This window comes from Bacillus inaquosorum KCTC 13429 (assembly GCF_000332645.1).
In the GTDB taxonomy this organism is placed as follows: domain Bacteria; phylum Bacillota; class Bacilli; order Bacillales; family Bacillaceae; genus Bacillus; species Bacillus inaquosorum.
In genome coordinates this window covers 42,118-53,763 of sequence record NZ_AMXN01000010.1, presented here as the reverse complement: position 1 = coordinate 53,763, position 11,646 = coordinate 42,118, and the positions used below count along the sequence as shown (strand labels likewise).

The following is an 11,646-nucleotide window of genomic DNA, read 5'->3' as shown; positions in this document are numbered from 1 at the left end:
CGGCTTTCCGGTGTGGGAGTAGGATGGTGTTTTATTTAAAAGCGGTTTTGCCGCTCTGTGATACTAGTATGGCGTGTCCTGAAATGGAGTATGACTAACAATATTTGTTCAAACTGGAGGATGAAATAATGGAAAGCAAAATCGAAATTCTTTCAACAATTAATGTAGAGCATTCTGATGACCTGTATAAAATTGTAGACACACTGAATCGGACACTGAAAAGAGACAATCTGATGTTCGGCCTTGCGCTGAATGAAGAAAACAAAAACCAAGCCGTTTTTACCATTTATCGTACGTAGGTGAGAAGATGAGAAAAAAAGCATTAATATTTACCGTCATTTTTGGTATTATTTTTTTAGCAGTACTTCTTGTCTCGGCAAGCATTTATAAATCGGCCATGGCACAAAAGGAAGAGGGGCACGAAGCAGCAGCTGCTGAAGCTAAAAAAGAAACCGATCTCACCAGCGTTGATCAAGTCGAAACATTTGTCGGAAAAGAAAAATATTATGTCGTAAAGGGAACGGACAACAAAGGCAGCAAATTATATGTCTGGGTTCCTGCTGATAAAAAAGCAAAAATTCTCTCAAAAGAAGCAAAAGAGGGAATCTCGGAAGACAAAGCGGCGAAAATCATACAGGATGAAGGGCTGGTTTCAAAGCAAAAAGAGGTTCACCTGGCAAGAGAAGGAAATGTCCTGCTTTGGGAAGTAACGTACTTAGACAAAGAAGGTCAATACAGTTTAAGTTATGTGGACTTTACAACTGGAAAGATTCTCAAAAATATCACGCCTTAAGACGAATTAGGGGGAGTTCAAGTTGAAACTGGCAAAAAGAGTATCCGCATTAACACCATCTACCACACTGGCAATCACAGCAAAAGCGAAAGAACTGAAAGCGGCAGGCCATGATGTCATCGGCCTAGGGGCCGGCGAACCAGACTTCAATACACCGCAGCACATTATTGATGCGGCTGTGCGTTCAATGAACGAAGGCCATACGAAGTACACGCCATCAGGTGGTCTGGCTGAACTAAAAAACAGCATTGCAGAGAAATTTAAACGTGACCAGAATATTGAATACAAACCGTCTCAAATTATTGTCTGTACTGGTGCCAAACATGCTCTGTACACCCTTTTCCAAGTGATTTTGGATGAAGGAGATGAAGTCATTATTCCAACGCCTTACTGGGTAAGCTATCCGGAGCAGGTGAAACTCGCAGGCGGAAATCCTGTTTATGTAGAAGGGCTTGAGGAAAATCATTTCAAAATTTCTCCTGAACAGCTGAAAAATACGATTACAGAAAAAACAAAAGCGATCGTCATTAACTCTCCAAGCAACCCGACTGGTGTCATGTATACGGAAGAAGAGCTGTCTGCGCTTGGTGAAGTGTGCCTTGAACATGACATCCTGATTGTGTCTGACGAAATTTATGAAAAACTTACATACGGCGGAAAGAAACACGTTTCCATAGCACAGCTGTCTGACAGACTGAAAGAGCAAACGGTTATTATTAACGGCGTGTCGAAGTCACACAGTATGACGGGCTGGAGAATCGGTTATGCAGCTGGGTCTGAAGACATTATTAAAGCGATGACTAACCTAGCAAGCCACAGCACGTCAAACCCGACATCAATCGCCCAGTACGGAGCAATTGCTGCCTATAACGGGCCTTCTGAGCCGCTGGAAGAAATGAGAGAAGCATTTGAACATAGATTAAACACAATCTATGCAAAGCTCATAGAAGTCCCTGGGTTCAGCTGTGTGAAGCCGGAAGGCGCTTTTTACTTGTTCCCGAATGCAAAAGAAGCAGCTCAATCTTGCGGTTTCAAAGATGTAGATGAATTTGTTAAAGCGCTTCTTGAGGAGGAAAAAGTTGCGATTGTTCCTGGATCCGGTTTCGGCTCTCCTGATAATGTCCGTCTTTCTTACGCAACATCGTTAGAACTTCTTGAAAAAGCAGTTGAAAGAATCAAACGATTTGTAGAAAAACATAGCTAACAGATCAAAAAGCGGCTGACAGAAAAGCCGCTTTTTATCTGCATTGACCCGGTTAGTTAAGAGCGGGTATAATAAAGTGATGATAATAGAGTTCGGGGCAATGAGCTTCCGAATGTCTTCTTGTTTTGGAGGGAAATATGTTGAAAACAACAATCAACCAGGTGTACAAGCACGTAGGTGAGGAAGTAACGATCGGAGCTTGGGTCGCTAATAAGCGTTCAAGCGGGAAAATCGCATTTTTACAGCTGCGGGACGGTACTGGCTTTATTCAAGGTGTCGTAGTAAAAGCGGAAGTGGAAGAAAGCATTTTCCAAACAGCTAAATCAGTGACGCAGGAAACGTCACTCTATATAAAAGGGATTGTCAAAGAGGACGAGCGTTCTCCGCTTGGTTATGAACTAGCTGTGACAGGTATTGAAGTCATTCACGAAGCTACTGATTATCCAATTACGCCAAAAGAACACGGTACGGAATTCTTGATGGATCACAGACATTTATGGCTGCGTTCAAAACGCCAGCATGCGATCATGAAAATCCGTAATGAAATCATTCGCGCGACTTACGAATTCTTTAATAACGAAGGCTTCGTAAAAGTGGATCCGCCGATTCTGACTGGAAGCGCACCTGAAGGAACAACAGAGCTCTTTGCGACAAAATATTTTGATGAAGATGCTTACCTGTCTCAAAGCGGTCAGCTCTACATGGAAGCAGCGGCAATGGCTTTAGGAAAAGTATTCTCCTTCGGGCCGACATTCAGAGCGGAAAAGTCTAAAACAAAGCGCCACTTGATCGAATTCTGGATGATCGAACCGGAAATGGCGTTTGTAGAATTTGAAGAAAACCTTCAAGTACAAGAAAATTACGTTTCTTTCATTGTGCAATCTGTTCTTAAGAATTGCAAAATTGAATTAAACACATTAGGAAGAGACACGTCAAAACTTGAGCAAATCAAAGCTCCGTTCCCAAGAATTACGTATGATGAAGCGATTGATTTTCTGAAAGAAAAAGGCTTTGACGATATCGAGTGGGGAGACGACTTCGGAGCGCCTCATGAAACAGCGATTGCCGAACACTATGACAAACCGGTTTTCATCACTCGCTACCCGACTTCCTTAAAACCGTTTTATATGCAGCCGGCTTCTGACCGCGAGGATGTCGTGCTTTGTGCTGACCTGATTGCGCCGGAAGGCTATGGTGAAATTATCGGCGGATCTGAACGGATTCACGATATGGAACTTTTGGAAGCGCGTCTTAAAGAACATGGACTGGATTCTGACGCGTATAAATGGTATGCTGAACTTAGAAAATATGGATCAGTTCCTCATTCCGGCTTCGGCCTTGGATTAGAGCGGACAGTAGCTTGGATCAGCGGAGCGCCTCACGTTCGTGAAACCATTCCGTTCCCAAGACTATTAAACCGTCTGTATCCGTAATACATTCAAATGAAACAAAAAAAGAGTCTCCTGCAAGGGAGACTTTTTACAGTAAAGGGGATATCACGATCCTTTACAGTAAGAGGTGTAACGATGAAAAAACATCAATTTATTGATATGCAGGAACAGGGGACGTCAACAATTCCCAATCTTCTGCTCACGCATTATAAACAGCTCGGGCTTAATGAAACAGAACTTATTCTGCTGCTAAAAATTAAAATGCATTTAGAAAAAGGATCTTATTTTCCTACACCGAATCAGCTGCAGGAAGGTATGTCAATTTCTGTTGAGGAATGCACAAACAGATTACGGATGTTTATTCAAAAAGGTTTTCTGTTCATTGAAGAATGCGAAGACCAAAACGGCATCAAATTTGAGAAGTATTCGCTTCAGCCTTTATGGGGGAAGCTGTACGAGTTTATACAGCTTGCACAGAATCAAACACAGGAAAGAAAAGCAGAAGGGGAACAAAAAAGCCTTTATACCATTTTTGAGGAAGAGTTCGCCAGACCACTATCACCTTTAGAGTGTGAAACACTGGCTATCTGGCAGGACCAGGACCAGCATGACGCACAGCTGATTAAACACGCGTTAAAAGAGGCTGTACTATCAGGAAAACTCAGTTTCCGCTACATTGACCGGATTTTGTTTGAGTGGAAGAAAAACGGGCTGAAAACTGTGGAGCAGGCAAAAATCCACAGCCAAAAATTCCGGCGGGTACAAGCAAAGCAGAATGAACCGCAAAAAGAGTATAAAAGGCAGGTTCCTTTTTACAATTGGCTTGAACAATAAAGTGAAAAGGTGACAATCGTGTTAAATCTAAAACAAATTGAATTCTGTTTAGACAAAATAGGCGACATGTTTCCCCACGCGGAGTGTGAACTGGTTCATTCCAATCCTTTTGAATTAGTGGTGGCAGTCGCTTTATCTGCGCAATGTACAGATGCACTTGTAAACAGAGTGACCAAAACATTATTTCAAAAATATAAACGGCCGGAAGACTATTTGGCTGTTTCACTGGAAGAGCTTCAGCAGGATATTAAATCAATCGGTTTGTACCGTAATAAAGCGAAAAATATCCAAAAACTGAGCAAAATGATTATTGAAGATTACGGCGGAGAAGTGCCGAGAGACCGTGATGAGCTTGTCAAACTGCCAGGTGTCGGAAGAAAGACCGCCAACGTCGTGGTATCCGTTGCCTTTGGCGTGCCGGCCATCGCCGTGGATACCCATGTGGAGAGAGTCAGCAAGCGTTTGGGAATCTGCCGGTGGAAGGACTCGGTGCTGGAAGTTGAAAAGACGCTGATGCGCAAGGTGCCAAAAGAAGACTGGTCCGTTACGCATCACCGGCTTATTTTCTTCGGCAGATATCATTGTAAGGCGCAGTCTCCGCGCTGTGCGGAATGTCCGCTGCTTTCTCTGTGCAGAGAGGGAAAGAAGAGAGATAAAAAAGGACTGGTGAAACGATGACGCAAGCAAAAGAAGTGTTGGCTTCCTATGAGCAATACTTGCGCAGTCTTGGCCAGATGAGCTCCTCGGATATGAAAGAAGCCTTGCGAATCAACCCCGTGTATATTGATTTCTGCACGGAATTTAAAGGCGTTTTGCCATGGGAGGACAGCGGCAAGTACGTTCCGCATTTATTTGAAGTGTGGGATGACATCAAAGCATCACTTCTCCCAGTCTTTCAAACACGAAAATCGAGATGTGACCAAAACGAAATGCTAAAGGGCATTGTGTGTTTGCTTGCTTCGTTTCACTGGACAGCAGGCGAGCGGGTGAAGTCGCTCGATTGGTCAGAACTGACGAAAAAATCATTTCCCGCAAAGCCGATCAATTGGGCTGAACGGGTGGAGTTTATTCTCCTGAAGCCAACTCAATACCATTGCTTTATTCAGCTTGATGAGCTGTTTACTGAAATGAAAAAGCATTTTTATAAATATCATGCGATGAATCGATAAAAACCTCCCCTTGAAAGGGGAGGTTTTTTCTAAAAGAAAAAAGCCATCACCTAAAGGTGATGGCTTTTTGTTTAATTTGTTTTTTCAGTTGTTGATGATGAGTTCGTTTGTGTTTTGTCGGTAGTGTCTGTTTTGTTTTTATTTGGATCAGAACCTGATGAATCATTTGTATCTGGGTTCGAATTATCATCCGACGTATCCTGATTGTTGCTATTGTTGTTGCTGTTATCGTTAGATTGGTCTTGGTTACTGTTGTCGGACGGATTGGTGTTCGTGTTGTCTTGTTTTTTGTCTTGATCGTTTGTTGAATCATCTGTCTGATCTTGATCCGTCTGGCTGTCATCTGTTTGAGAATCGTCAGTTTGTGTGTCATCCTGAGTCTTCTCATCATCTTGATTTTCATCATCCGTTTGTTGCTGATCTTCTTTATCTTCGTCGTCTTCAGCTTTCGGCACTTCATAGGATGTGGAAGCTGTACTTTTGCCATCATCACTGACGGCTGTCACTTCGAATTTGTATACAGATCCTGGCTGCACGCCTGAAATGACTGCCTCTTTTGCAGAGCTGTTTTGAATTTCTGAGTAGCTGCCGCCATCAACAGATTGCTTAACAGCAAAGGTCGCATCTCCGTCGTAATTCCAGCTTAATGTCAATGATTGATTGTCTTTATCATATTTCACACTTAAACCAGACAGTTTTTCTGTTTCTTCTTTTTCTTCTTTCTCATATGTTTTAGAAACAGTAGAAGGAGCTGTGCCTTTTACAAAGTACTCTGTGAGCTTTTTATCGCTTGGCGTATTAGGTCCTGCCAGTTTTGCAGGGTTAGAGCCTTTTTCTACAGTGGCTTCCACTACGCTGTCAGGCTTCTCGAATGATCCGCTTCCGTCATCGACATCGGCGATGAGTTGGGCGAATAGACGTTTTGCAACTTGCTGTTCTGTATGATTTAAAGATTTTTTTCCTATCTTATTTTGAGAATCTACACCTGTCCATACAGCAGCTGTATATTGAGGTGTATATCCTACAAACCATGAATCTGGTACACCGCCTGATGCGATATTGTATTTTTGTATAGTCGCTTCATCAAAGTTTGTTGTACCTGTTTTACCTGCGACTTCCACTCCCGGGACTTGAGCAAGCTGTCCAGTACCGGTCTTAACAGCTGTTTTCAGCATATCTGTAATCATAAAGGCTGTATAGTCACTCATCGCTGACTTTGACTTAGGTGTTAAATCAAGCTTTGTTCCATCGTTGAATTCAATTGACTTCACAAAATGCGGTTCATTATAAGTTCCGTTATTTCCGAATGCACTGTATGCTCCTGCCATAGTCAGCGAAGAGACACCTGGGTTGTCGTCGCCGAATCCTCCGATAGAATACGATTCATACACTTTTTCTTTATTTAATCCGAGCCCCAATCCATTAGCAAAATCAACTGCCGCATCTTTTCCAACTGCTTGGAATGCTTTTAAAGCCGGAATGTTACGAGATTGGGCAAGTGCTTCACGCATAGACATGAGTCCTTTATACGAGCGGTCAAAGTCACGGATAGGTGTTCCATCTGAATACGTGTAAGCCGAGTCGTCTATTTGCTCGTAAGTAGACCATTTTTTGTTTTCAATAACTGGCCCATAGTCTAAAATTGGTTTAATAGTAGAACCAGGCTGAGTTTTTCCTTGAGTAGCATAGTTGAAGCCGCCAACCGTAGAATCTCTTCCGGCACCAATCGCACGGACTTCACCGGTTTTTGTATCGAGAAGCGTCACGCCGCCCTGCATGCCTTCAGTAAATCCGGCAGTGTCTCCATCCATTAATTCATCTAGTTTGTCTTGTGCTTTTGTATCTAATGTCGTATAAATCTTTAATCCGTCAGCGGATGGATCGACATCAGATTTTTCATCAATTTCTTTCATGACTTCTTCAACAAACGCGCTGTATTTGTTTGAACTTGCTTTTTCATATTCCTTCTGTGACACAACGCCTTCGTCTTTCATTGCTACATTTTTCGCTTTGTTATATTGAGAATCAGAAATAAATCCTTGCTTTTTCATCAGACTGAGTACGATGTTCCGTCTTTTTTCCGCTTTATCCGGGTTTTTAACGGGATTGTACGCTGTCGGGCTTTGCGGCATACCCGCAAGTGTCGCAGCTTGTTCTACAGTCAATTTGCTTAAATCTGTGACGCCGAAAAATTCTTCCGCCGCTTTTCCGATTCCGTATGCTCTAGGAGAAAAATAAATCCGGTTTAAATACATTTCTAAAATTTCATCTTTAGAGTAATTGCGCTCCAGCTGAATTGAAAGCCATACTTCCTGCACCTTCCGTTTCAGTGTCTTCTGATGAGAAAGAAGGGAGTTCTTGACGACCTGCTGGGTGATCGTACTTCCGCCTTCAGCTCCGAAGCCGTCTTTAAAGTTGGCAACTAAGGCGCCTCCGATACGGACAGGATCAATCCCGTGGTGCTCATAAAAACGCGCGTCCTCTGTCGCGATAAAGGCTTCTTTTACAACATCGGGAATTTCATCTATCGAGACGTAGGTCCGTTTTTCGGCACCGACTTCAGCGATTTCTTTTCCATTTTTATCGTATATTGTTGATGAATAAGGCGTCTTCAATTTGCTTTCGTCTAGTGAAGGCGCATCTGAAACCATGACGGCAAATGTAACGGCACCGCCGACTATGCCTAAAACAAACAGAATGAGTAAAGTGAAAAGAGTCTTTTTAAACAATCCGCCTTTTTTTCGTTTCTTGCCTTTTTTCGGTGAAGGACTCGATTTGCTGTTCGCTTTTCGTCGAGCTTCACGGCTGTTAAATTGATCTGACATAAACATCTCAACCTTTCGTTAATCAACCTTTCGCACTAGATGAAGGCGAAAAATAAAGCTGTTCAATAATACTAATATAATCAATTCTAGGTGCGTATCCAAGAGAAATCGGATACGCCGCTTCCTCTAACTCATCTTTACGAATTGATTTTCTGCCGTTTTTTTCTTTTCTGTCCCAGAAATAAAACAGCTTATCGGCTTCCAAGAAATAAACCTGGTCGAAAGCGGATATAATAACAAAACAAATACCGTCTTGAGCCTTTACCTGCTTCATATGCTCGATTTGATGGTCATGGAAATTCTGCAGGGGGAAAGAGGTCTTGTTTTTCGTTTCTTTCGCCTCAAAATCAATATATCGCCCTTTGTAAATCCCGTTATAATCTGTTGTCGATGATTGTTTAAAGTAAGCTTCTTTAATCACTGCGGCGCTTCTTTTTGGATAATGGACATTTACAATTTGAACAGGTGTCGGCTTTTTGTGTATGACGGCAATTTGGTTTGTCAGATAATACTTATTCGTTTCGTTTAAGTCATCTTCGAGGGTCATTCCGCGATTACTGTAAGACGGGGCCCTTTTCTGACTGTTTTGGGATGAAACCGAATGTTTCGGCTGAAACGTTTTTCCGTTAGGATACCGAATCACTTTCTCATCCTCCTTATTAAACTATTCATGACGGAAGTGAATGAACGTGCAAGAACAACAGACCATCAGAAAGCTTTTGAGCCGAATTGAGCGGCAGACAAAAGCAAAAAACGCAGATAACATTTCAAGAACGAACGCGTATAAATCATTTTATGACCGTCATCCGGAAATCAAATGGTCGCTCTTGGCATCTTTCGTTTCTCGCAATGCCGGCTGGTCAATGACTGACTTAAAAGGCAGTCTGTTTCAGCTCGGACTCCGTGAGAGACAGCAAAGGTGGTTCTTTTTAGCCTATGAAAGAGCGAACTGGCTCATTTTTTCTGATGCCTATCCGCAGCTTCTTTTGTATCACTGGTCAAAAAAAATCGGGAAACCGCTGTTTCATCATCTGCATGTGTTTGGCGTCTCACAATTTATGACGGAAGAATGGGCCCGTTTTTGGCATGAGCGAAACACAGAGCGGCTGATGTATGCCCTCATTATAAATGAACAAAACACTATCCAAACACCTATTATACAAAATCCTTCGTTTAAAAAGAACGTTTTTGACACGATTCCTTTTTATTTAAGTGACTGGTTTCATTTCAACACCGTTATTTTTCCAGCTGCAGACGGGTTTCTTTACGGCATTTCAGTGAAACGTTTCTCAAAGACAGAGGAAAGGATAAGACTGGGAAAGCAGCTGTCTCAATTGCTGTTCAGTCCGGAATTGTTCTCCTCTTTTTATCACTTTCTGCACACAGTGCCGCATACAGGCTCCCGTTTTGATATGGAAAAAATGATCGGGATTACAAAAAGAACATCTCCTATGCTAAGGACATGCTACCCTGAGTTAATCCACTCATTAGACGGAAAGAAAACAGATTGGTTTCATGGAAAGATAAAGAAAACGTTCTTTAGGCGGGAGGAATTACCGAAGCAGATTGAATTGACAGAATGGTATTTACATAAAAAACGCCAGCTTCATGCGCTTTTTGCGGTTCAGCATTGGCTGAAAAAATAAAGAAGCAAGGGATATCCTTGCTTCTTACGTAGAAGGGCGGTTCGGGCCGCCTAGTTTTTTATCTAAAGAATCGATTGCTTTTGATTCAGTCTTTTTTTGCTGGCCGGCTTTTTTCGGTCTTGTTTTCATACGGCACCTCCTCACAAGTATCGTTTGCATTAAAGGAGAAGATCATACAATTTTTGCGGGTGTTTTTGTCGAAAACTTCAGCTTTTCGTGGAATACGTGTTTGTTTGGCGATTTGCTTCTAGTTTTGTCATGAGGAAGGAAAGAGCCTGAAGAGCAAAGAATGTTAACCAGGAGAGACGAGGAAAGGGAGGTACACGAATGTCCGGTTACGTAAGCAAGACAGATATTCTCCGTATGCTTTCTGATATAGAAGACGAATTAACCCGAGCTGAGCAGAGCCTGAATTATTCTTTAAACGCATTTGAGGCTGAGATGCGGGAAACGGAAAACGAGCGCCTGAGTGTGCTGGAAGAAGAAATCATGGACCTTCATATTTGTATAAATGAGCTGTATCACTCGCCTGAACACAGGTATGCATTTGAAAAGGTATACCGCATCGGCTGAATTTGCGAGCAAAATTTGGTACGATATGCATTGAGGTGAAGGGTGTTGCAATCACAAACATTACTGGAAATGACCGAGCAAATGATTGAAGCTGCTGAAAAAGGCGCTGATCGATATCAGGAAGGAAAAGACAGTGATCTTTCTTATGATTTTTTTGAGACGATAAAGCCAGCAGTTGAAGAGAATGATGTTCTGGCAGCTCGCTGGGCGCAAGGGGCGCTTGAACTGATAAAAGCCCGCCGCCCGAAATATGTGCATAGAGAGCAGATCGAGACCGCAAAGGATAATTTTCAGGAATTGGTCCTTCAATCATATGTTCATCATATTCATAAAAAACGATTCAAGGATATCGCTGAGTCAGTCCTTTACACATTGCACGCAGTAAAGGATGAAATTGCAAGAGAAGACAGCCGGTAAAGGCTGTCTTCTTTTCGTTTGTTATAGGGGGCCGGACGTTAATTCAGCTCATATGCCGGGCTTTCTGCTCCATTTGCTTCGAGAACCTTCATACTGTTACGAAACTCAGTTGTGCTGAGATGTCCTTGAATATAGAGGAACTTGGCAAAGTCCATCAGTTTATTCATACAGTCTGTTTCATATTTCTTCATTTCTGCAAAACGTTTGCTTAAGTATGATACGTTCATTATGGTGCATCCCCTCTCATCTGTATTGAAGAAATGGTACCACAATGATTCGACTTTTTTCTGTTTTTAAAAAATTTAAACTTTCGACACAATTTGACAAACACGGATCAGGACCTGTGACACAAACAATAGACTTCATTCATACATATATAGAAGAGAAACATGTTGAGTTTGGGGGGAATCGCAATGAACTGGAGTTCTCAAAGCTATCCTCGGCAAATGGGCTATTATTATCCTCAACAAATGCAGGGATATTATCAGCAGGCTGCACCTGGGCAATACTTGCCGCAGCAGCATTATGGGCAGCAGGATTATTATCAGCCGTATGCTCCGATCCATTCTATGCCAATGCAGCCGCCTGTATTTACCAACCCTTATCCAATCCCAAGGCCAAATCAGCAGCAGCCCTCACAATTTCAAAGTATTATGTCGCAATTCAAAAAAGCCAATGGGCAGTTTGATTTTAATAAAATGATGGATACGACAGGTCAAGTGATGAGTGCAATGAATCAGGTCGGATCTTTAATAAAGGGATTTACTAGCTTTTTCAAATGATAGAAGCATGAA

General features: G+C 42.3%; 15 protein-coding genes. 11 read left to right on the top strand and 4 right to left on the bottom strand.

The window, feature by feature from the left end:
* Positions 1-128: 128 nt before the first annotated feature.
* From BSI_RS01640 to BSI_RS01670, 7 genes are all read left to right on the top strand, one after another.
* Positions 129-299, top strand: a complete 171-nt coding sequence (locus tag BSI_RS01640) for a YpmA family protein (RefSeq protein ID WP_004398025.1) — start codon at positions 129-131, stop codon at positions 297-299.
* An 8-nt stretch (positions 300-307) separates the two neighbouring features.
* The gene (gene tseB, locus BSI_RS01645) at positions 308-793 is read left to right on the top strand and encodes a cell wall elongation/penicillin-binding protein regulator TseB (RefSeq protein ID WP_004398022.1); all 486 of its coding nucleotides are present in this window, start codon (positions 308-310) and stop codon (positions 791-793) included.
* Positions 794-815: 22 nt separating this feature from the next.
* Positions 816-1,997 (top strand): aspartate transaminase AspB, encoded by a 1,182-nt coding sequence (aspB, locus tag BSI_RS01650; RefSeq protein WP_004398020.1) that lies wholly within the window; start codon positions 816-818, stop codon positions 1,995-1,997.
* A 140-nt stretch (positions 1,998-2,137) separates the two neighbouring features.
* Entirely contained in the window at positions 2,138-3,430 is a 1,293-nt protein-coding gene (gene asnS / locus BSI_RS01655) for an asparagine--tRNA ligase (RefSeq protein WP_029316846.1), read from the top strand.
* Positions 3,431-3,523: 93 nt separating this feature from the next.
* Complete coding sequence (gene dnaD, locus BSI_RS01660) at positions 3,524-4,222, top strand: DNA replication protein DnaD (RefSeq protein WP_004398016.1); 699 nt, start codon at positions 3,524-3,526, stop codon at positions 4,220-4,222.
* 18 nt (positions 4,223-4,240) lie between these two features.
* Entirely contained in the window at positions 4,241-4,900 is a 660-nt protein-coding gene (gene nth, locus BSI_RS01665; RefSeq protein ID WP_004398013.1) for an endonuclease III, read from the top strand.
* Entirely contained in the window at positions 4,897-5,391 is a 495-nt protein-coding gene (locus tag BSI_RS01670; protein WP_004398011.1) for a YpoC family protein, read from the top strand. The genes nth and BSI_RS01670 overlap by 4 nt, the downstream gene beginning before the upstream one ends.
* Positions 5,392-5,462: 71 nt before the next feature.
* Here BSI_RS01670 and BSI_RS01675 read toward each other — a convergent pair whose 3' ends face one another.
* On the bottom strand, positions 5,463-8,216 hold the full coding sequence (locus tag BSI_RS01675; protein ID WP_004398008.1) for a transglycosylase domain-containing protein: 2,754 nt from the start codon (positions 8,214-8,216) through the stop codon (positions 5,463-5,465).
* Between the two features lie 22 nt (positions 8,217-8,238).
* Positions 8,239-8,859 (bottom strand): Holliday junction resolvase RecU, encoded by a 621-nt coding sequence (recU, locus tag BSI_RS01680; protein WP_004398007.1) that lies wholly within the window; start codon positions 8,857-8,859, stop codon positions 8,239-8,241.
* 40 nt (positions 8,860-8,899) lie between these two features.
* Between recU and BSI_RS01685 the strand changes: the two genes are divergently transcribed.
* Positions 8,900-9,862 carry a DUF2515 domain-containing protein gene (locus BSI_RS01685; RefSeq protein WP_004398006.1) on the top strand — a complete coding sequence of 321 codons (963 nt, stop codon included), beginning with the start codon at positions 8,900-8,902 and terminating at the stop codon, positions 9,860-9,862.
* Between the two features lie 24 nt (positions 9,863-9,886).
* Here BSI_RS01685 and sspM read toward each other — a convergent pair whose 3' ends face one another.
* Complete coding sequence (gene sspM / locus BSI_RS0121700; RefSeq protein ID WP_003225606.1) at positions 9,887-9,991, bottom strand: acid-soluble spore protein SspM; 105 nt, start codon at positions 9,989-9,991, stop codon at positions 9,887-9,889.
* Positions 9,992-10,189: 198 nt separating this feature from the next.
* Here sspM and BSI_RS01690 point away from each other — a divergent pair, with 198 nt between their 5' ends.
* Positions 10,190-10,435, top strand: coding sequence for a DUF5446 family protein (locus BSI_RS01690; protein ID WP_004398004.1), 246 nt, complete (start codon positions 10,190-10,192; stop codon positions 10,433-10,435).
* Between the two features lie 45 nt (positions 10,436-10,480).
* Positions 10,481-10,852 (top strand): YppE family protein, encoded by a 372-nt coding sequence (locus BSI_RS01695; RefSeq protein ID WP_004398003.1) that lies wholly within the window; start codon positions 10,481-10,483, stop codon positions 10,850-10,852.
* A 38-nt stretch (positions 10,853-10,890) separates the two neighbouring features.
* Here BSI_RS01695 and BSI_RS01700 read toward each other — a convergent pair whose 3' ends face one another.
* Complete coding sequence (locus tag BSI_RS01700; RefSeq protein WP_003225611.1) at positions 10,891-11,079, bottom strand: YppF family protein; 189 nt, start codon at positions 11,077-11,079, stop codon at positions 10,891-10,893.
* Positions 11,080-11,265: 186 nt separating this feature from the next.
* Here BSI_RS01700 and BSI_RS01705 point away from each other — a divergent pair, with 186 nt between their 5' ends.
* Positions 11,266-11,634 (top strand): YppG family protein, encoded by a 369-nt coding sequence (locus tag BSI_RS01705; RefSeq protein ID WP_004398002.1) that lies wholly within the window; start codon positions 11,266-11,268, stop codon positions 11,632-11,634.
* Positions 11,635-11,646 lie beyond the last annotated feature (12 nt).